The following is a 21,371-nucleotide window of genomic DNA, read 5'->3' on the forward strand; positions in this document are numbered from 1 at the left end:
GCCCCACACCGCCGCGACCGCCGTGAGCCCCCACCACCACACGATGGACACCACCACCGCGGTGAGGAACTTCGCCGTGGCCTGGATGTCCAGCTCCGCGCGCCGCGCCGCCATCCGGGGCAGCGGATACGGGATGCAGAACAGCGCCAGCCCCAGCGCGAACAACGGCAGCCCGAACACCAGCCGCAACAGCGTCTTCACCGCGAACGGCACCACGTTGCCCGGGCGGTACTCCACGGACAGCTCCTCCGGCCGCGTGGCCTGCACCAGCGACATCCGGTGGCCGAACGAGGACAGGTGCTGCCGCAGGCGTTCGTAGCGCTCCGGCTCCTGCGTGCGGAACAGCCGCACCCCGCGCGCCCACAGCCGCAGCCGCTCCGCGTCCAGCGCGCCGCCTTGACGGAAGGCGTAGAGCTGTTCCGCCACCTGCACCACCGGCAGGTCCGCCCACTGGTCCAGGTTCAGCGTCACCGCGCGCAGGCCCTCCGCCACCCGCTCCGTCAGCGCGCGCACCGCGTCCTGCTCCCCTGCCGCGTCCTTCGGCAGGAAGGCCTGCACGTCGATGGGCGCTCCCTGGTCGATGAGCACCTCGCTGCGGAAGACGTTCTTCTCCGCGTAGGTGAGCCCCACCGGGACGATGCGCACCGGAGCGCCCTCGCGCGCGGCGTTGAGCGCGATGCGCGCCGCGCCCGTCTTCAGCTCCGCGAGCGCCGGCTCCGAGTGGCTCTTGCCCTCCGGAAAGATGGTGATGGCGCGCCCCTGCACGAGCGCCCCCTTCGCCGCATCCAGCGTGCCCTCGTTGCGCCCCATCTGCGTCGGGTCGTCCTGCTTGCGATACACCGGCAGCGCGTTCAGCCCCTTCAGCAGCCAGCCGATGACGGGCAGCTTGAACAGCGGCGCCTTGGCCATGAACGTCACCTGGCGCCGCGTGAGGATGAACACCAACGCCGGGTCGATGAGCCCGTTCGGATGATTGCCCACGAAGAGCACCGGCCCGGAGGGCGCTTCACCCGGGGCATTCACCTTCACCCGGTAGAAGAGCCGCAGCGCCAGCGCCACCACCGCCCGCACACACGCGTAGAACACGGGGCGGACTGTATACCGGCGCCCTACCCCCGGCCCCTCCGCGCTCCGGACACTGTCACCGCCAGGGGCCGGAAAGACCCTCTTCCCCGACAGCCCTCCGGATTCAGTCAGTACAGAACAATCCGGTGGGACGGCGATCCACGCGGAACCTCCCGAGACACAGCTTTTTTGCGCGCGGACCTTGGAAAGCCGCCGCACACCTGGGGAGAGCACCACATGAAGCGTTTGATGTCGCTGGGTTGGGCCGCCGCCACCGCCGCCGTCCTGGGATGTGGTGGAAGCCCCTCGCAGGAAGACGGCTCGAAGGCGGAGGCGCAGCCCGACGTCACGTCGTCCTCGCGGTCCATCGTCACGGCCACGGCCGCGACTCCCAGTGCCTGCAACGCGCTCTATGCGTCCAGCGCGGCGCAGGCGGCGCTCACCCAGGCGGTGGTGGATCCGGCGCTGCACACGGACGGCTCGGTCCGCACGCTCATCCTCTCCTTCAACACCGCCAACGCGACGGGCGGGGTGCTGAATCTGAACGCGGTCATGGGCGGCCTGACGCGCACGCTGGGCGGGCTGACGCAGGGCCTGGGCCTGGGCAACGTGCTGGCGCTCAAGTCGCTGCCCATGGTGGCGCTGAAGGTCCCGGTGACGCCGAAGCTCATCGCCAGCTTGCGCCAGGAGCTCCAGCCGCTGGGCCTGCTCTCCATCTACGAGGACAAGCCGCTCCAGTACTTCCTGGACACCAGCGTGCCGTACATCCACGCGGACACGGCGCGCACCGCGTATGAGACGACGGGCGCGGGCATCGGCGTGGGCGTCATCGACTCCGGCCTGGACGGCACGCACGGCGACTTCCCCAACGTGGCGCGCAACGTGAAGGTCGTGGCCTCGCCGCTGGACCTGGGCGTGGGCGGCACGCTGTACGTGGACACGCCCAACAGCGACCTGACGAGCGGCCACGGCACGCACTGCGCCAGCATCATCGCCGGCTCGGGCGCGCGCTCGGGCGGAGCGCACAAGGGCGTGGCCCCCGGGGCGAAGCTGCTGGGCGTGGGCACCGGCGACGCGCTGAGCATCCTGTTCGCGCTGGAGGGCTTCGACTTCCTGATGGACCCCGACGTGCGCGAGACGCACAACGTGCGCGTCATCTCCAACTCGTGGGGCACCAGCGGCAGCCACTTCGCGCCGTTCGACCCCATCTCCATCGCGACGAAGCGCGCCTACGACCTGGGCATGGTGGTGGTGTTCGCGGCGGGCAACGAGGGCTCCGACCCGGACACGCTCAACCCGTACAGCGCCTCGCCGTGCGCCATCTCCGTCGCGGCCGGCACGTCGCGCGACACCACGGCGGCCACCAACCCGCTGCTCAGCCAGGACAAGCCGGGTGAGCTGGCGGGCTTCTCCAGCCGCGGCATCCCGGGCGACGCGCTCCACCACCCGGACATCACGCTGCCGGGCGTGAACATCGTGGCGGCGCGTGCGCTCACCGGCACCATCGTGCAGCCGTACCTGGGCCTGGACCTGCTGCACCCGGAGCCGTTCTACACGGCCATCTCCGGCACCTCCATGGCCGCGCCGCACATGTCCGGCGTCGCCGCGCTGCTCCTGGAAGTGAACCCCGCGCTCAACATGGACGGCGTGCTCGCGGCGGTGCAGGCCACGGCGCGGCCCATGTACACGACGGACGCGGCGGGCAACACGCGCCAGTTGGAGACGTGGGAGGTGGGCGCGGGCTACGCGGACGTCTACGCGGCGACGAAGCGGGTGAATGACGCCGTGGGCACGCGCTACACCACGCAGACCACCGCCCTGCCCGGCTGGACGGGCACGGTGAAGACGGCCATCAACCTCCCCGTGGTGGACCTGTCCCTGCGGGCCGCGCAGCACGAGCACTCGCTCACCGTGCCCGCGGGCGCCAACGCCCTGCGCATCAAGACGGACTGGGGCAACCCGGCCTACGACCTGGACCTGTATGTCTTTGGCCCCAACGGGGAGCTCGTCGCGACCAGCGCCGAGGGCACCTCCACCGGTGAGGCCGTCACCATCACGAACCCTCCCGCCGGCACCTGGCGCGTTCAGCTCAAGGGCTTCCTGAACGTGTCCACGCAGTACACCGGCACCGCGGAAGTGGACCGCCGCGTCCCGCGTCCGTAGTCACTCACGGACCCCACAAGGCACGGCAGTCCCCGCCCCTCTCCTGTGTTCGCACGGGAGGGGGGTTGTTCGTTGTGGAGAGGAGCGACGGGGAACCGCTCAGCGAGGCGTGAGCGTCACCTGCGTGTCCGCGACGGTGCGGCCCTGCGCGTCCGAGAAGCGCGCGCGCACCGGCACGGGGCCCGTCAGCCACCCGCTCTGCACCGGAGTGCTGAAGGGCAGCGGGACGTCCACGCCCGCGGCGACTTCGGGGGCCGTGCCCTCGCTCGGGAAGAAGCGCAGCGCTTCACCTCCGGCCTGGGGCAGCCCCTCCAGCGACAGGCGCACACGCTCCGGCGCGGTGTAGCTGAACTGCACCGCGTTGCCCTCCGCGCACGCCAGCGTCCCACCGGGCCGGGCCTCCGCCAGCACCGTGCCCGTGGGCGCGATGCAGAAGGCGCGCACGCCCCAGGCCCCCTCGCCCGGAGCGGACGACCGCGCCTGCCACTCCGGCACGCCCTGCTCCCGGCGCTCCAGCGACGGAGCCACGACCAACAGCGCCACGGCCGCCGCGGCGGCGCCCAGCGACAGGGGCATGAGGAGCGGGAACGAAAACCACCGTTTGCGCTCCGCCACCACCACCGGACGCGCGGGGGCAGGTTGCAGCCTCGCGAACAAGGCCTGCTCCAGGAGCGCGCTCCGGGCCTGGGGCAACGCCCGCTGCTCCAGCACGGACTCCACGCGCGACAGCCGTGTGTACGTCTCCTGACACTCGGGGCACGTGGCCAGGTGCGCGCGCAGGCGCTCGAAGCCGTCCGCGTCCAGCCCGTCCCGGCCCTTCTCGAAGAGCGCGGCCATCGCCTGCTTCGCCCGGCGGTCGTCACATCCACTCATCGCGCACCCCGCCGTTTGAAGAAGCTCCAGCCCTGCGTCTCCAGGTCCTCGAGGTACCCCTTCGACTGGAGGAACCCCAGCAGCCTGGACTTCAACCCGAACTCGCGCCGCCGCACCTGGATGCGCGTGAGGCCCAGCGCCGTGGCCGCCTCTTCCTGGGCCACGCCCTCGCCGAAGCGCAGCTCGAACAGCCGGTGTTCTTCACGCGACAGGCCGCCCTTGAACGCCGCGAGCAGCGCCTCCACCTCGCGGTCCTCCAACAGCTCCGCCAGCCCGCCGTCCTCGGGGGAGGACTCGGTGAGTCCTTCGAAGGCCTCGTCCCGGCCCACCAGCTCGCGCTCGCGCGACTGTTCCAGCAGCACGTTGCGCGCGATGCCCATCAGGAAGTGGGCATAGGGACGCGTGCCGTTGTAGGCCGCGCGCGTGCGCGGCTCGAAGGCGCGGGCGAAGGTCTCCAGCAGCGTGTTCTCCAGCTCCATCGCGTTCCTCAGGCGGACAAAGGCTCCCCGCCATGCGGCCGCCTTGAGCAGGCGAGCGAGCGGTTCCGCGTGCGCGCGATACACCTCCGCCAACACCTCCGGGGTGCCTTCGCGAAAACGGCGCAACGTGTCGTCATCCCACTCCATCCCTCAAGGGCTTACCGCGACCGTCGCGGTCCCGTCATCCGCATGTTGTCGCGAGCGGCCTCCGGTGGATTGTCGGACGTGCCTCATGGCATTCTTTCGCACTGCGCACCGCGCAATCCCTGATGCGAACGCCCTCTCACAGGACCCTGGCCCTGGGTGTACTCCTCCTGGCCGGAACCGCTGCGAGCGCCGCGCCGGAGCAGGTGCACTACGCCCTCATCGTGGCCAGCAACACGGGCACCGAGTCCTCCCAGGCCCCCCTGCGCTACGCGGACGACGACGGCGCCCGGTACTACGAGCTGTTCGCGCCCCGCTCGCGCGAGGTGGTCCTGCTGAGCGTGCTGGACGCGGACACGCAGGCCCTGCACCCGGGGCTGGCCGCGAAGACGCGGGCCCCCACGCACGCCGCGCTGTGGGATGCGCTCTCACGCCTGAACGGCCGCATGGCGGCGGACCGGGCGAAGGGCGCGGTGCCGGTGCTGTCGTTCGTCTTCGTGGGCCACGGCAAGCGCGGCGCCGCGGGTGAAGGTTCGGTGAGCCTGCTGGACGGGCCCCTGACGCGGACGGAGCTGTACGCGCGGGTGCTCGCGCCGAGCAAGGCGTCCTTCCTCCAGCTCATCGTGGACGCGTGCGATTCGTACTTCTTCGTGCACTCGCGCGGCGCGCTGCCGGTGGGCCCGGCGTACGCGGACGCGGTGAAGGGGCTGTTGGGCAACCGCGAGCTGGAGCGCTTCCCGCAGGTGGGCGTGGTGCTGTCCACGTCGTCGGAGCAGGAGAGCCACGAGTGGAGCGCCATCCGCTCCGGCGTCTTCAGCCACATGGTGCGCTCGGCGCTGTCGGGCGCGGGGGACGTGAACGGGGACGGCAAGGTGGACTACGCGGAGCTGCGGGCCTTCGTGGCCGCCGCGAGCCAGGGCATGGACGACGTGCGGGGCCAGTCGCGCGTGTTCATCCAGCCGCCCGCGTTGGACCGGGCATTCGCGCTGACGAACCTGGGTGACGCCGCGTCGCTGGGCTACCTGCTGGTGCCCACGGGCCTGGAGGGCCGGCTGTGGGTGGAGGACGCGCGCGGCATCCGCGTGGTGGAGCTGCACAAGGAGCGCGAGCGTCCACTGGTGGTGTCGCTGCCCGTGGGCCGGGGCTACTACCTCCGGACCCGCGGCCGGGAGGCGTCGTTCGCCATCACCCGTGCGTCGGAGGTCGTGGACGCGGGGGGCCTGCGCTGGAATGAGGCCACCGTGGCGGCGCGGGGCGCGGTGCAGGACGCGCTGCGAGACAAGCTCTTCTCCGTGCCCTTCGGGCCGCGCTTCTACCGGGGCTACATGGCGAGCCTCGGCATCACGCCGTCGTCGGACGAAGCCGACGCGGTCCTGGTGCCATGAGCCCTTCCGCGTCCCTGCTGCTCATGCTGCTGCGAGTGTCGGCGCCCTGCGATGCGCAGACGCGCGTGGTGCTCGTGCCCTTCGAAAGGCTGGCCCTGCCCTCCGAGGACGCGCGCGAGCTGGAGGACGCCACGCGGCGCGCGGTGGCCGCGTTGCCGGATGCGTGTCTGGAGTCGCGCGAGGACACGGTGGCGCGGCTGCGGGGGTCGGGCGCGTCGCTGGCGGCGTGCGGCGACGCGGAGTGCCGGAGCGCGCAGGCCTCGGCGCTGGGCGCGCGCAGGCTGGTGCGGGGCGTGGCGCTGGGCGTGGGAGGCAAGCGCAGCGTGGCGCTCACGGTGACGGACGCGAAGGGCACGGAGACGCGAGCGCAGTTCGAGGCCTCCGCGGCCACGACGCCGGGCGAAGCGGACGCGCGAGCACGGCAAGCGCTCCAGCAGGTCTGGTCGCCCCTGGTGACGACGCAGGCGGTGCGGGAGCCCCAGGGGTCGCGCGTGCTGCCCAAGGTGTTGATTGGCGCGGGCGGCGTGGCGCTCATCGCGGGCGTGAGCTTCGGGCTGGCGGCGCGGAGCACGGAGTCGAAGGTGTCGAGGAACGGCGGCGAGTGCGCTGCGGCCGGCGAGGCCTTCGCGGACTGCTTCGCGTCGAGGCTCGATGCGGGCCGCCGTCAGGCGCGCACGTCCAACGTGCTGCTGGGCGTGGGCGCGTTGCTCGGACTCGGGGGTGCGGTGTCCTTCATCTGGGAGCTGCCGTGAGCAGGCATCCGGGGACCCGCGCCGGCCCATCGTTGAAGCGACTCACCCGGCACGGACCGGGCCACGCGGTGACCTTCGTGGGGGCGCGGTCATGAAGAAGCTGTTCGCCATGCTGCTGGGCGCCGTCGTCCTCACGGTGGGGTCGTGCACGTTCGCGCCGGACCTGTCGCGCTTCGCCGCGTGCGATGCGGCCGGGGGCTGCCCCTCTGGCACCTGGTGCCTCACGCCGGAGAATCGCTGTCTGCCGGCCTGTGGTGAAGGCGGGCCCTGCGACAGGCCTGACCCCGTGGATGACACGGACGCGGGCACGGAGGTGGATGCGGGCACGGACGTGGATGCAGGCACCGAGGATGCCGGCGTGACGGACGCGGGCAGCAACGACGCGGGCAGCAACGACGCGGGCCCTTCCGCGCTCTCGCTGGAGTCCAGCCTGCCGGAGGCCGTCGAGACCGTTGCCTATTCGGCGCAAATCCAGGCCCGGGGAGGCACTCCGCCGTACACGTTCAACGCCACCGCCCAGCTGCCCGCGGGCATCGCGCTCGACACAGACGGCCGCGTCACCGGCGCGCCCACGCGCGCGGGGGATCTGGCCCTCCCGGTGGAGGTGACCGACCAGAGCACCCAGCCGAAGCGCGCCAGCGGCAACCTGACCCTGCACGTCCGCCCGCTGCTGCGGGTCGCGGGGCCGGAGCCGCTCGCGGACGCGCCCAACAATCGCGCCTATGCCGAGCGCGTCTCCGCCACCGGAGGCAAGGCCCCATACAGCTTCGCCCTCGCGCCAGAGCAGTCGCTGCCGGCAGGGCTGACGCTCGCCTCGGACGGCCTCATCACCGGCACCACGACGCAGGCGGGCAAGAAGGAGTTCACGGTGGTCGTGACGGACAGCGACACGCCGCCCCAGTCCGTCTCCGCCAGACTCTCCATCACCCTCGTGGCCGCGCCCGGCACCGTCACGCTGATGTCGCGGGCCGTGCCTACCGGACGCGTGGGCTCCGACTACAGCTACACCGTGCGGACCGCCGGCGGCACCGTCTGGAGCGTGAAGGCCGGAGCGCTGCCGCCGGGCATCCTCCTGGACACGAAAGAAGGCACCCTCTCCGGCAAGCCCACCAGCCCGGGCGACTTCACGTTCCAGATCAACGCCGCGGACCTGCTGTTCTCCGACGAGCGGTTCTACACGTTGCACGTCGACTGACGCCGGGCCTCACGGGTAGCGGTCCACCACCTGGATGACGCCGGTGTTGTCCTGCACCACGGAGAAGCCCTTCATGGGGCTGGGGTACGCGATGAGCCCCTCGCCGTCCCGGTCCCAGCGCGTGTCCAGCAGCACGCCGCAGAAGGGCACTGACGTGGCGCCGCTCTCCGGGGTGAAGATGCGGTCATACCGGCCGAACACGCGATGCTTCGTCACGTAGAGGCGCCCGCCGATGCGCGCCCCCGGCAGCCTCGCCTCCCCTTCCGCCTGCGGCAGCGCGATGACGAAGCTGTAATTGTACCGGGCCGGCCCCGGGTGGTCCTGGATGCTGTCCACGATGACCGGGATGCGGTCCCCCACCTTCAGCCCCAGCCGCTCCATCTGCAGCTGCGCGCCGCGAGGACAGCTCCCCTCCGGAGGCATCCACGAGGGCCGCGGCGCCTTCGCGGTCTCATCCGGCCCGTGCTGACACGCGAGCGCGAACAAGCCCAGCAGGGCCTGGCCCCAAGCCACTCCACGGCGCGCACGGTCGGGTCGCATGCGAAGGCCTCCGGTCAGAACGTGCCGATGCTGAAGTGGAACTGCGTGGGCGCCTCGTTGAGCGCTTCGTCGCGGTCCAGGTTGAAGCCCACGTCGAAGGCCAGCGGGCCCACGGGCGTCACGTAGCGCAGGCCCACGCCCGCCGCGTAGCGCAGCACGCCCGGGTCGAACAGCGTTCGGTCCTGCCACAGGTTGCCCGCCTCGAAGAACAGCCCCAGGTCCACCGCTGCGATGGCGGGCACGCGCAGCTCCGCCTTGGCCAGCGTGAAGAGCTCTCCGCCCTGGCTCGCGGGCACCTGACCGGCGAGCACCGCCTTCAGGTCGTCCGGGCAGCCCGCGGGCGAGATGACCGCGCGGCACGCGGCCAGCCGCTGGTGCAGCCCCTCGCGCACGTCTTGCGGCAGCACGCCGTCCTCGCGGAAGCCCCGGAGGCTGGATGAGCCGCCCAGGTAGAACAGCTTGGACCCGATGTTCTGCGACCCCTGCGTCAGCGGCACGATGGTGCCCGCGCGCGCGCTCACCGCCACGCTCGCCCGGCGGCCCAGCGGGGCGTACGCGCTCACGCTGCCAGACAGCTTCACGCCGTCGATGGGGAACTCCGGCACGCGGTTGCCCGCGACGTCCGTGGGGTGGACGCTGATGCCGCGCATGAACTCCGCGCTGCTGCTGAGCACCATGCCGCGCCGCGGGTTCGCCGGGTCGTCGCGGAAGTCCAACGTCATGGACGGGCGCAGCGAGTGCAACGCGAAGTCGCCGTACGGGTAGCGCAGGCGCTCCTGGTCCGCGCGGTTGACCAGCTCCAGCACGCCCGCGCGCGAGCGCAGCCGGTTGTTCTCCAGTTCGTACTGGAGCGACACGTTCACCCACGACGCCAGCGCCCAGTCCGCACCCACCACCGCCGCGAACCGGGTGGACAGGTATGACGGCCGGTGCACGCGCTCGCCAATCAGGTCCAGCCGCGCGCCAATCTCCTGCGGCGCCAGGAAGGACAGCCGGGGCTGGGACAGCGCCAGGTTGCCGCGCCCGCCCAGGCCGCTGAAGCCGTCCAGGTCGGACTGGCACGCCTCGCCGGACAGCTCTCCGGTGGAGCACCCGGCCGGACGCCGCGACGACGACAGCGCCTCCGCGCTCGCGCCCGCGTAGTTCACCTTGCCGCGCGCCAGCAGGTTCAGCCCGCGGCCGTCCAGGTTGCGCCACGCCGTGTCCAGCGTGATGCGCGGACCGTCCACCAGGAAGTAGCCGCCGGACACCTCGCCGTCGATGCGCGGGCGCTCCTGCACCGTCACCAGCACGTCCTTGGAGGCTTCACGGCGGTTGGGGTCCGCCAGCGACACCTCCGCCTGGCGGAACAGCCCCAGCCGGGACAGCCGCCGCTGCGCCTCCGCCAGCGCCTCCACCGACAGCGGCGAGCCGGGCTTCAAGTCCAACTGCGCCAGCACCACGTCCGGATCCGAGCGCGTCAGCCCCTGGAGCAGCACCTGCCCCACCCGCACGCGAGGCCCCGGATCCGTGCGGTAGGTCACCTGCGCGGAGGTGCCGTTCTCCTCCACCGACACCGAGTTGCTCACGTGCGCGAAGAGGTAGCCCTCGCGGCCCAGTCCCCGCTCCAGCGCGGCCTGCGCCTGGTCCACCTTCTCGAAGCTCAGCGGCGTCCCCGTGGGCAAGAGCAGCGTCACCCAGACGGGATCCACCTCCAGCGGGATGCCCAGGAAGATGGGCGCGCGGATCAGCGCCTGGGGCCCCTCCTCCACGTCGAAGTCCGCCTCCGCCGTGTGGTGGACCGCGTCCACCGTGATGCCGCGGAAGGTCACCTGCGCGGACGCGAAGCCCTGCTCGCGGTAGGCCGTCGTCATCGCGTCCGCGGCCTCCAGCCAGGCGTCCTCCATGTAGACCGTGGACGGATCCGGCGGGGACACCCCGCCCGAGTCCTGGCGCCGCTCGCGCCCTTCCATCTCCAGCGGGTCCTCGCGCATGGCCAGGTCCAGCTCCGGCCAGGTCTCCAGCACCGCCACCTGGTTGGTGAGCATGGAGCGCAGCACGGGTGACGACAGCGCTTCGTTGCCGTGGAAGCGCACGTCCGTCACGCGCAGCGGGGCGCCCTCGTCCACCTGGAAGCCCAGCACCGCCGCGTCCCCGTCCGGCCGGAGGACCTCCAGCGACCGCACGCGCGCGTCATGGAAGCCGCGCCGCCGGTAGAACGCCTCCAGCCTCCGGGCGAGCCGCGCCGCCACGGTCTCGTCCATCGCCTCCTCGCCGTCGTAGGCCACCACGCGCGCCAGCAGCGTGCTGGGGAAGCGGCGGTTGCCCGTGAAGCGCAGGTGGAACGCGGGGCCCGCCGACACCGGCACCGCCACGGACGCCTCGCTGTCATCCACGACGACGGTGGGCGTGCCCACGAAGGCCCGCCAGTGCTGGCCCTCGCGCAGCAGCGCCCGCAGCCGCTCCAGGCCACCGTCCAGCTTCGCCCGGTCGAACACCTCTCCGGGCTTCATCCCCAGCGCCTCCACCAGGCGCGGCAGGGGCAGCGCGGGACTGCCGGAGAAGGTCACCTGCCGCACGCGGGTGGGCTTGCCCTCCTCCACCACCAGCGTCACCGCCACGCCACCCGCGGGCACCGGCCGCTCCTCCACCTGGATGCCAACGGCGTCGTAGCCCTTGCGCTGGTAGGCCTCGCGCACGGCCTCCGCCGCGCTGTCCAGCTCCTCCGGATCCAACGGCCCACCCTGGAGCAGCCCGCTCGCGTCCAGCAGTTCCCCGGACGTGAGGACGTGGTTGCCCCGCACCGCCACGTGCGACAGCAGCGGCAGCGGCATGAGCTGGAACACCAGCCGCACCCCACCCGGCACGTCCTGCGTGAGCGCCACCACGTCCGCGAAGCGCCCCGTGGCGAACAGCTGCTCCACGGACTTGCGCACCGCGCCGGGCGTCAGCGCCTGGCCCTTGCGCAGCGTGACGAGCCCCGACAGCCCGTCCGCGGCCATGCCCTCCGGCAGGTGCAGCTCCACGGCCACGACTTCGGGCGCGTCGTCGTCGTGGCCAGCGGGCGCCGCGAAGGCGGGCCACGCGCACACGAGGAGCAGCACCGCGGTCAACGCGGCTACTCGACCTCCCAGCCCAGCTTCAGCTCGAGCCCGAGGTTTCCGAACGACGCCTGGCTGTTCTCGTTGTCCCACTGGGCCTGTGCGGAAAGACGGTCGTCGAAGCGGTACTCAGCGCGTGCCCGGGTGCCTCGCCCACTCACTGGCTGGGTCATCCCGATTTTAAGCTGCTCGGACAGGAACTTCGACTCCAGTTGTGCGGTGGGCTCCGCCTGCCGGGTGGCGTCGTTGTAGGTGGTGGAGATTTGAAGGGACAAGTCCCTGAGGACGGGGTTGCTGGGCAGGAACCGGCGCACCTGCCGGTCCAGTCCTGACACGTTGAAGAGGGCCTCCGCCGCCAGACCGTAGCTCGCCGACGCGGCCGTGTCCTTGTCCGCGCTCGTCACGCCCAGTGTCAGCAGCGACAGGATGTCACCTTCCGTGAGCACCGGCTCCGACGACAGCACGACCAGCGGGTTGGCCGGCCGGCCGAACGCGTGCAGCTTCACCACGAACTCGCGCACCGACGTCTGCGCCTGCACCTCGAACACCGGGTCGATGCCGGACGCGTCGCGGAACTCCAGCTGCCCCTGCTCGATGGTGAAGAGGTTGTTGCGGAAGAACGCCTGGCTGCCCTCGGCCGCCTCCACGCGGCCCAAGAGCCCCGGCTTCACGTCCGTGCCGGTGAGCCGCACGTCGCCCAGAAGCCGCGCCTTCGCCAGGTTGTTGTCCACGCGCACGTCGCCGAAGTGCACGTTGACGTCCCAGGTGAAGAAGGGGTCCCTCGCGCGCTCGCCCCCTCCGCCCACGGTGAGCTGCGGCTTCTTCTGCATCGTCTTGAGCAGCGCTTCGATGTCGAGCGGCTTCTGGTAGCGCAGCTTGGTGATGTCCAACCCGCCCGTGACGGTGGGCCCGGTGGGCGGCCCCACCACCTGCAACAGGCCGGACACCGTGAGCGGCAGGTCCTCCGTCATCCGGTACGGCACCGCATCCAGTTGCAGCGTCAGCGCCAGCCGCTTGGGTACGAAGCGCTCCAGCCGGATGTCGCCGCGCGCGGACACCTGGCCCTCGTTTACCTGGGCCTGCAGGTGCTCCAACAGCACGCGCTGGCCCGTCATCTCCAGGCGCCCGGACATGCCTCGCACGGTGAGCGGCAGGTCGCGCATGGACAGCCGCACGTCGGACAGCTCCGCGGTGCCCACCACCGACGGCGCGTCCAGCGAACCCGTCGCCTCCGCGTCCACGCGCAGCTGGCCGCCCACGCGCTCCATGCCGGGCAAGAGCGGTTCCAGGAGCCGCACGTCCATGCGCCCTTCACGCAGGCTCATGTTCATGGCGCGCTTGCTCATCCACCCGCCCAGCGTGACGTCCACCGACGCGCCGCTGAAGCGGAACGGCTGCACGTCCAGCCGGCCGTTGATGTACGTCAGCACCAGCGGCCCCTGGTTGCGGCCGCGCAGGTCGCCCCGCGCGAGCGACAGCTCCCGCACCGTGGCCGCCACCAGGTAGTCCTCCGGCTGCAACAGCGGGCCCTGCAGTGTCACGCGGCCCGCGAGCATGCCGGTGACGCCCGCGAGCGCCGGCACCTGGGGAAGCAGCGGTTTGATTTCCGGCAACAGCAGGTCGACGGTGGAGTCGAAGAGGTAGGGCTCCTTCACCGTCATGTTCAGGTAGCCCTGCGCGTCGCGGAAGGGGCGCCCGGTGATGCGCAGCTGTTTGCCCTCCTGGTGCAGCGCGAGGTCCATGGCGCCCAGGTCGCGCGACGCGAAGGTGATGCGCGGCCCCTTCAGCGTGGCCTGGATGTCGGGCTTGTCCGCCGAGCCCGCCACCGTGCCCGCGAGCGCGAGCGTCCCCTGGATGCCCATCTCCTCCGCGGTCTCCGGCCCCACGGCCTCCGACAGCGAGAGGTTCTCGCCGCCGAAGCGGTAGTCCAGCGCGCCCGCCGCGAAGCCGAAGGACCCCTCCACCCAGGTGCGCCCCAGCCGGCCGTCCAGCACGGTGCGCTCCAGCACCATCTCCTTGCCGTCCACGAAGCGCAGCCGCGCGGAGCCCGCGCCCAACCGGCGCCCCAGGTACGTGGTGTCGCGCAGGTCGAAGGCCACCAGCCCCTCCAGCTTCTCCAGGGGGCTGTCGATTTCGACGCGTCCGGAAGCCGCGCCGGCGAACTGACCCTGAATCACGGCGATGGACGGACTCAGGCCCGCCACCAGGTCCACCAGGTCCTCGGTGCGGCCCTGCGGCACCGTCACATCCAGGCGCAGGTGCAACAGGCGCGCGAAGGTGAGCGCCGCCTTGCCGAAGTACTGCGTGCGCCCCTTCTGGCCGGTGAGTGACGGGAACGACAGCAACCCATCCGAGTACGACAGCTTCGCCTGCGTCACGCCCAGGCCGAAGCCCCAGAAGGTGAAGTCGCGCAGGGACAGGCTCGCGTCCACCTTCACGTCCGAGTACGGCCCCACGATGGAGTAGTTCGCGGAGCCCTTCCCGGACCACGGCAGCTCCGCGATGTGGCCGAAGTCCGACAGCTCCAATTCGCCGTTGCCCTGGATGTCCAGACCGCGCGCGGTGTCGAAGTAGAGCGTCACGTCGCCGTGCACGCGCGAGCGGCCGGACTCCACCGTGAGGCGGCTGAAGGACACGCGGTCGCCCGACAGCTTCACGGCCGTCTGCGCGCGGCCCCGCTCGAAGGTGAGCAGCGTCTTGCCTGCGCTCGGAGGCGCGTCGAACGCGCGCGTGGCCAGCACGAAGCGGCCGCTGCGCAAGTCCAACGGCCCGGACAGCGAGGGCCGGGGCAGCAATGTTCCGGTGAGGTGCGCGTTCGCCGTCGCGGGGAAGTCCACCCAGGACCCCGCCACGCCCGCGCGCTCCAGGATGCGCCCGAACGACGCGTCCTCCGTCTGGAGCGTCACGTCCACCGGCAGCTCCGGCGTGAGCTGCAGCGAGCCCGACAGCTTCACCTTGCCGGAGCCCAGCGGGGCCTCCAGCGACTCCACGCGCACGCGGTCCCCCGCGTACGACAGGCGCGCGTTGAGGCTCACCGGGCCGTACTGCTCATAGGCCAGGTTGCTCGCGGACAGGTCCGCGCCCACCGCGAGCGCGGAAGGCTTCCCGGTGACGGACAGGCGCGTCCACAGGTGCCCGGTGGCCGGACGCGGCAACAGCTTGGCCTGCGACAGCGTGCGCAGCGGCAGGAACACCTGCGCGTCCAGCGCGAGCACCGGATGGCACAGCGTCTCCACGCGGCCGGACACCGTGGCGGTGATGTCGTCGAGCGTCACCTCCGCGCGCTCCACGTCCAGCAGTCCCTCGTCCGGATCCAACGCGCCGGTGAAGCCCAGGTGGCCCAGCGTCAGCTCGCCGCCGCCCGCGCCCAGGCGCACCAGGCCCCGCCGCGCGCCCACCTCCAGCTCCATCACGCCCCAGTGCTCCACCCACCCCACGTCCAGGTTCTCCACCTCCACGCCCCGCCCGTCCGGCAGCGCGAGGCGCACCTCCGCGCCGGTGATGTCCAGGCGCCCCACGCCCACGCGCGTGAGCGGCGTGAGCGGACACGTGCCGTCGGAGGAAGGCGGGCTCGCGGAGGGCCGCGACAAGTCCAGCGCCACGCGCGGATGGCGCACGCGCACGTGGCCCAGCATGAGGCGGCGGGACAGGGGCGACAGGAAGCCCAGCGCCACCTCCGCCTCGTCCGCGGTGAACAGCGGGGTGTCCTGGCCGGGCGCGAATACCGACACGCCGTGCAGCACCACGCGCGAGCCCAGTGGATCCAGCTCGCACCGGCCGATGCCCACCTCCACGCCCAGCAGGTCCGGCAGGTGCCTGCGCGCCACGGTGCAGGCGGCGTCCCAGGTGAACGGCTGGCGCAACAGCAGGATGCTCCCCGACACCACGAGGAGCACCCACAAGAGCGCCTTGCGCGCTGCGCTGTTGCGGCTGGGCAGGGACAAGCCGCTAGAGCTTACCGAGTCCCTCGAGGTAGCGGTCGATCTCCGCCAGGTCGATTTTGGTGTTCGCCGTCCGGGGCAGCGACGAGGCGGGAGCGCTCGCCCGCTCGCTTGCCTGGGCAGCAGCCGAGCCGCCCTGGAGGCCCAGGTTCGTCCCGATGCGGTGCACCAGCTCCGCGCTGATGGTCTCCGACCGCGCGAGGAACGCCTCGAAGAGGGCGTTGTCGCACAGGGTGTTGATGACGCGCGGCGTGCCGCCAGAGTGCTCGTGCACGGCGAGCAACGCCTCCGGCGTGAAGGGCATGCGCGGGCAGCCGGCGAGCCGCAGCCGGTGCTTCACGTACGCCTCGGTGGACTCCGCCGTGAAGGGCTCCAGCTTGTAGCGGAGCGCCACGCGCTGGGCGAGCGGCGGGTCCAGCTTCAGGTTCTTCTCAATCTCCGGCAGGCCGAAGAAGACGAAGGAGATGAGCTTGCGCTCCGGCACTTCCAGGTTCAGCAGCCCCCGGAACTCCTCCATGAGCTCGCGCGTCTCCAGCATCTGCGCCTCGTCGATGAGGACGACGGCCTTCTTGCCGGACTCATAGATTTGCAGCAGGCGCTGGTAGAGCTGCGACAGGAGCGCCAGCTTCTCCTGCGCGGGGTTCTCCACGCCCAGTTGGAGCGCGATGCGGCGCAGCAGCCACTGGGCGGTGATGCCCGAGTGGATGATGACGAGCAGCGCGGCCTCGTACTCGGACTCCGGTAGCGAGTCGAGCATGCGCCGGGCGAGCGTCGTCTTGCCCGCGCCAATGTCGCCAATGAGGATGGACAGGCCCTTCATGTAGCCCACGGCGTGCATCAGCCGGGTGAGGGCCTGCGAGTGCTGCGCGGAGTTGTAATAGAAGCGGCTCACCGGAGCGTTGGAGAACGGCTCCTGGGTGAGTTCGAAGAAATCGAGGTAGGTCGTCATCGCTCGCCGGGCCTCGTGGGGACGCTACACGTACCCTACTTTACGAGCCTTCGGCGCGCCCGCGGCGGGAACCGGCGTCGCGGGGCCCTTTCCGGCGCGAGGCAGCGGGTCCTCCTCCGGCGCGGTCACCGCCGACAGCCGCGTCACCTGCGACCCCACGTCGCGGTACTTCGCGTCCATCGCGGCCACGCGCTGGAAGTGGAAGAGCGCCTTGCCCGACTCGTTGAGCGCGTCGTAGGCGCTCGCCAGTTCGAAGCCCAGCGCCTTGGCCACTTCACCCACCGCGAGCACGTTGGAAAGGCCTTCCTTGAACACCTGCACGGACTCTTCCGGCTTGCCGCGCAGCGTGTGCAGCATGCCAATCATCGTCAGGCAGTCCAGCTCGCGCTGGGTGCCCACGCAGCCCTGGCGGGCCACGTCGAACTCGTGGACGGCGTCGTCCAGCAGGCCCATTTCCTTGTAGGCGATGCCCAGGTCGTAGTGCGTGTCCACGTCCTCGGGCTTCACCACCTTGGCCAGGCCCTTCTTGAACTCGGCGAAGACCTCATCCACCGAGTACTGGAAGTCCTCGTCCGCCGGAGGCACCGCCGCCAGCGACTCACCGCCCAGGTCGTCCAGCTCGCCGGCCAGCTGCGCCGCCAGGTCGAACGCGTCACCGCCACCGGCGCCGTCGTCGAGCGACGCCTCGGTCACCGGCTGCACGGAAGGCACGTGCAAGGGCTCGGCGGGAGCGTCCTCCTCGGGGGCCGCGCCACCGCCGGCCTCCAGCTCCTCCAACCGCGCCATCAGCTCCCCGGCGCGCACGTGGCCCGGGAACGCGATGGCCACCGTCTCCAGGATCTCGCGAGCCTCTTCCAGCAGCCCCTGGTCGAGGAAGAACGACGCCTCGTCGCACTCCTCGGAGGCAGGCTCCTCCTCGGGCTCGGCTTCCGGTTCGGGCTCCGGCTCGGGCGCATCCGCCAGGGCCTCGGGCTCCGGTTCGGGCTCCGGCGTGTCCGCGAACGCGTCGGGCGCGGGCTCGTCGTAGGACAGCCCCTCCATCGACGGAAGCACCATGTGCGCGGCGGTGGGCTCGTCGTCGTCCTCGTCGCCCAGCGACATGCCACCGTCGTAGGCGGGCTCTTCCGCCGGCGCGGCGAAGCTTTCGTCCAGACCGGCGTCGTCCAGCGCGGACACGTCCAGGGGCGCGATCCCCACCCGCGTGGGCGCGTCGTCGTCCTCGCCCAGCGACATGCCGGGCTCGACCAGGGCCTCGTCGTCGCCGTCGTCCAGCGTCGGCAGCTGGCGCGTGTCCGGCGCGGCCTCTTCCAGCAGCGCGCGCGACGGGGACAAGATGCGCGTGGGCGGAGCCTCCTCCTCGTCGCCCAGCGACATGCCGCCCGCGTCGTCCGCGAGCACCATGGGCTCGTCGCCGCCCGCGTCCGCCGCGTACGACAGCCCGTCGTCCTGGGAGAGCAGCGGCTCGTCGTCGGAGGCGTCGGAGCCGCTCAGGCCCGGCTCGTCCGCGAGCACCAGCGAGTCCTCGTCGGACCCCATCACCAGGTCGTCCTGCGGCGGCAGGTCGTAGACGGTGTTCTCGGCGGAGCTGATGGGCTCGCCCATCACCGCTTCCTCGCCGCTCAACGTGGTCTCCGCGACCTCGTCGTCGACGATTTCATCCGAGTCCGAGCCGTGGCTCAGCGCCGCGAGCGCCAGCTCATCGCCTTCCGGCTGCGCGAGCGCGTCCTCCGGCGGATCCGCGACGAGGATCTCGTCCTCGTTGGAGTCCACCAGGATGGCGTCCTCCTCCAGCGACTCCACGCCCGGCGTCGCCACCGGCGCCACGATGCCCCCTTCCGACCGGAGCACGGACAGGAAGGCGGGCACCTCGGGATGCGCGGGGTTCTCCTGGAGGATGGTCGCCAGGTACGGCTGCGCGCGCTGCACGTCCGCGCGGCGCGTGCACAGGCGCAGCACGTTGAGCAGCTGCTCCGACGCCTGCGCGCCGTTATTGGCCGCCACGTAGATGTGGTACGCCTTTTCGTGCGCGTCCAGGTTCTCCGGATCCACGGAGAAGACCTTGCGCAGGTGCTCCAGCGCTTTGTCGTGGAGCCCGTACTTCACGTAGACGTCCGTCTCCGTCAGCAGCTTGGCCAGCTGCTCGCGGCTCATCCCCGCGGGCGCGGGCGGCACCACGGCCGCGGGCGGCGCGGCGGGCGCGGGACGGGACGGAGCCGCCGCGGGGGCGGGCGCGCTCCACGCGGGCGCGGGCGCCTCGGCGTGGTGCACGGCGGCCGGCTCGGGCTCCGGCTCGGGTTCGGCGACGGGCCCCCGGCGCGCGAGCAGATCCGGATCCTGCGGATCCAGCAGCTCAATCTGCGTCCACACGCCGTCGGACTCAGCGGTGCGGCCGCGCTCCTGGTGGATCTTCGCGAGCTCCTTGTAGACGGACACCGTCTTGGAGACCTGGCCCAGCCCCTGGAACGCCTGGGCCAGCAGCGTCAGCGTCTCCACGTCGCGGCCATCCGCCTTGAAGCAGACCTGGAGCTTGGCGAGCGCGCGCTTCTGGTCGCCGCGCTGCAGGTACGACGCGGCCAGCTCCTTCGCGAGCGGGAGGTTGTCCGGCTCCAGCGCGGAGAGGCGCTCGGCGACGCGCAGCCAGTCATCCGCGCGGCTGTTGCGCTTGAGGTACTCGGCGGCGCGCTTGAACTCCTGCGCCGCTTCCTTCGTCATGCTCTCGCGCGCGTACAGCTCCGCGAGCTTGATCTTCGACGCCACGTTCTCCGGGTCGAGATCCACCATCTTCTTGAGGGTGTCGAGGCTCGACTTGGTGTCGCCCGCCTTGTCGTAGTGGTTGGCGACGATCTGGAAGTACGCCATCGCCTCCGACATCAACCCCAGCTGCTGGTGCAGCTCCGCCAGCTTGAGGTTCACCTCCAGCAGGTTCGGGTTGAGCTTGAGGACCTGCTTGTAGAGGGCGACGGCCTTGAGGAAGAAGCCGTCCGAGGAGTAGCTCTCCGCGACCTTGGTGAAGAAGTGCGCCGCCTGCGTGTTGTCGTTCTTCTTCTGGTACAGCTCCCCCATCTTCTGGAGGACCCGGATGTCCTTCGGGTCGACCTCCAGGACCTTCTGGTACTCCTTGATGGCTTTGTCGTACGCGCCCTTCGCGACCAGCTTCGCGGCGGCTTCGATGATCTTGTTCTTGTCCATCGAGCGTGCGCTTCCGGCAGGCAGAAACCCCGAGGAACTTCGCGGGTTTCAGTCCTTCTCTGGGGGGGAGCTTCGGAGGCTAACGGAATCATCCGATGCGGGTCAAGAAACAGCCTGCCCTCCCCTGGGGCGGATCACCCGCCTGGACGCTTGTCCGCCCGGCGGGTTTTCCACGTCCTCACGGCAAGCGCTACGGCGTCTCTTCCACGGCCTTCTTGAGTCGGCGCGAACCCGTCTCGCTCGCCAGCAGCCGCTCCACGAAGCGGGTGTCGTAGTTGCCCTCCTGGAAGGACTCCTCCGACAGTGCGGCCCGGTGGAACGGGATGTTCGTGCGGATGCCCTCCACGACATACTCGGAGAGCGCGCGCTGCATGCGGCGGATGGCCGTCTCACGGTCCTCCGCGTGCACGATGAGCTTTGACAGCAGGCTGTCGTAGTGCGGCAGCACCGTGTAGTTCTCGTACGCGGCGGAGTCCACGCGCACGCCGTAGCCGCCCGGCACGCTGTAGCCGGTGATCTTCCCGGGCCACGGCGCGAACGTGACGGGGTCCTCCGCGTTCACGCGGCATTCGATGGCGTGCCCGCGGATCTGCACGTCCTCCTGCTTGAAGCGCAGGGGGTGCCCGTAGGCCATGCGGATCTGCTCACGCACCAGGTCCACGCCCATGACCAGCTCCGTCACGGGGTGCTCCACCTGGATGCGCGTGTTCATCTCCATGAAGTAGAACTCGCCGCGCTCGTCGAGCAGGTACTCGATGGTGCCCACGTTGTTGTAGCGGATCTTCCGCATCGCGGCGACGGACACCTCGCCCATGCGCTGGCGCAGCTCCGGCGTGAGCGCGGGGGACGGGCACTCCTCGATGAGCTTCTGGTGCCGCCGCTGCACGGAGCACTCACGCTCGTTGAGGTGGATGATGTTCCCGTGCTCGTCCGCGACGATTTGAATCTCGATGTGGCGCGGCTTCTCCACGTACCGCTCGATGTAGAGGTCGCCGTTGTTGAAGCTGGCCAGGGCCTCCGCCTGCGCGGTGGAGAACGCCTGCGCGAGCACACCCGGCTCGCGGACGATCTTCATGCCCTTGCCGCCACCGCCCGCCGCCGCCTTCAGGATGACCGGGAAGCCAATCTCCTTCGCGAAGGCCTCCGCCTCGCGCGGATCCTTCACCACGCCGGGGCTTCCCGGGAGCAACGGCAGGCCGGCCTCGCGGGCCGCGGCGCGCGCGCGCACCTTGTTGCCCATCAGCCGCAGCATCTCCGGACGCGGGCCAATGAAGCGGATCTTGCAGTTCTCGCAGACCTCCGCGAACTCGGCGTTCTCCGACAGGAAGCCGTAGCCCGGGTGGATGGCGTCCGCGCGGGTGATCTCCGCCGCGGAGAGCAGCTGCGGCACGTTGAGGTAGCTCTCCTTGGACGGAGGCGGCCCGATGCAGACGGCCTCGTCCGCGAAGCGCACGTGCAGCGCGTTGGCGTCGGCGGTGGAATGCACCGCCACGGTGGCGATGCCCAGCTCACGGCATGCGCGGATGACCCGCAGGGCAATCTCCCCGCGGTTGGCGACCAGAACCTTCTTGAACACGACCGTGCTCCTTCGCGAGGGCCTGGGGCGCGTCCTGCCC

The 21,371-nt window shown here is 71.2% G+C and carries 13 protein-coding genes; 4 read left to right on the plus strand and 9 right to left on the minus strand.

Annotated features, from left to right (window positions below; genetic code table 11):
- A partial coding sequence (locus D7X32_RS13545; RefSeq protein ID WP_120602959.1) for a lysophospholipid acyltransferase family protein occupies positions 1 to 1,086 on the minus strand: 1,086 nt, incomplete at its 3' end.
- A gap of 216 nt (positions 1,087 to 1,302) precedes the next feature.
- Here D7X32_RS13545 and D7X32_RS13550 point away from each other — a divergent pair.
- Entirely contained in the window at positions 1,303 to 3,228 is a 1,926-nt protein-coding gene (locus tag D7X32_RS13550) for a S8 family serine peptidase (protein ID WP_120602960.1), read from the plus strand.
- Positions 3,229 to 3,327: 99 nt separating this feature from the next.
- Here the strand turns inward: D7X32_RS13550 and D7X32_RS13555 are convergent, their stop codons facing one another.
- The gene (locus tag D7X32_RS13555) at positions 3,328 to 4,101 is read right to left on the minus strand and encodes an anti-sigma factor family protein (RefSeq protein ID WP_120602961.1); all 774 of its coding nucleotides are present in this window, start codon (positions 4,099 to 4,101) and stop codon (positions 3,328 to 3,330) included.
- The gene (locus tag D7X32_RS13560) at positions 4,098 to 4,706 is read right to left on the minus strand and encodes an RNA polymerase sigma factor (RefSeq protein ID WP_244238995.1); all 609 of its coding nucleotides are present in this window, start codon (positions 4,704 to 4,706) and stop codon (positions 4,098 to 4,100) included. The genes D7X32_RS13555 and D7X32_RS13560 overlap by 4 nt, the downstream gene beginning before the upstream one ends.
- A gap of 143 nt (positions 4,707 to 4,849) precedes the next feature.
- Here D7X32_RS13560 and D7X32_RS13565 point away from each other — a divergent pair, with 143 nt between their 5' ends.
- The 3 genes from D7X32_RS13565 (at position 4,850) to D7X32_RS13575 (ending at position 8,056) form a co-directional block, all read left to right on the plus strand.
- Positions 4,850 to 6,109, plus strand: coding sequence for a hypothetical protein (locus D7X32_RS13565; RefSeq protein WP_120602963.1), 1,260 nt, complete (start codon positions 4,850 to 4,852; stop codon positions 6,107 to 6,109).
- Positions 6,106 to 6,861, plus strand: a complete 756-nt coding sequence (locus D7X32_RS13570; RefSeq protein WP_120602964.1) for a hypothetical protein — start codon at positions 6,106 to 6,108, stop codon at positions 6,859 to 6,861. The genes D7X32_RS13565 and D7X32_RS13570 overlap by 4 nt, the downstream gene beginning before the upstream one ends.
- A gap of 91 nt (positions 6,862 to 6,952) precedes the next feature.
- Positions 6,953 to 8,056, plus strand: coding sequence for an Ig domain-containing protein (locus D7X32_RS13575; RefSeq protein ID WP_158625672.1), 1,104 nt, complete (start codon positions 6,953 to 6,955; stop codon positions 8,054 to 8,056).
- A 9-nt stretch (positions 8,057 to 8,065) separates the two neighbouring features.
- Here D7X32_RS13575 and D7X32_RS13580 read toward each other — a convergent pair whose 3' ends face one another.
- The 6 genes from D7X32_RS13580 to accC all read right to left on the minus strand — a co-directional run bounded on the left by D7X32_RS13580 (position 8,066) and on the right by accC (position 21,331).
- Positions 8,066 to 8,596, minus strand: a complete 531-nt coding sequence (locus D7X32_RS13580) for a hypothetical protein (RefSeq protein WP_120602966.1) — start codon at positions 8,594 to 8,596, stop codon at positions 8,066 to 8,068.
- A 14-nt stretch (positions 8,597 to 8,610) separates the two neighbouring features.
- The gene (locus tag D7X32_RS13585) at positions 8,611 to 11,679 is read right to left on the minus strand and encodes a BamA/OMP85 family outer membrane protein (protein ID WP_120603001.1); all 3,069 of its coding nucleotides are present in this window, start codon (positions 11,677 to 11,679) and stop codon (positions 8,611 to 8,613) included.
- Between the two features lie 14 nt (positions 11,680 to 11,693).
- On the minus strand, positions 11,694 to 15,620 hold the full coding sequence (locus D7X32_RS13590; protein ID WP_120602967.1) for a translocation/assembly module TamB domain-containing protein: 3,927 nt from the start codon (positions 15,618 to 15,620) through the stop codon (positions 11,694 to 11,696).
- Positions 15,621 to 15,624: 4 nt separating this feature from the next.
- The gene (locus D7X32_RS13595; RefSeq protein ID WP_120602968.1) at positions 15,625 to 16,566 is read right to left on the minus strand and encodes an ExeA family protein; all 942 of its coding nucleotides are present in this window, start codon (positions 16,564 to 16,566) and stop codon (positions 15,625 to 15,627) included.
- A 24-nt stretch (positions 16,567 to 16,590) separates the two neighbouring features.
- A complete protein-coding gene (gene sgmX, locus D7X32_RS13600; protein ID WP_120602969.1) occupies positions 16,591 to 19,755 on the minus strand; it encodes a type IV pili formation protein SgmX in 3,165 nt (1,054 codons plus the stop codon).
- A 190-nt stretch (positions 19,756 to 19,945) separates the two neighbouring features.
- Complete coding sequence (accC, locus tag D7X32_RS13605) at positions 19,946 to 21,331, minus strand: acetyl-CoA carboxylase biotin carboxylase subunit (RefSeq protein WP_120602970.1); 1,386 nt, start codon at positions 21,329 to 21,331, stop codon at positions 19,946 to 19,948.
- Positions 21,332 to 21,371 lie beyond the last annotated feature (40 nt).

Origin of the sequence: Corallococcus carmarthensis (genome assembly GCF_003611695.1) — a bacterium.
GTDB classification, from domain to species: domain Bacteria; phylum Myxococcota; class Myxococcia; order Myxococcales; family Myxococcaceae; genus Corallococcus; species Corallococcus carmarthensis.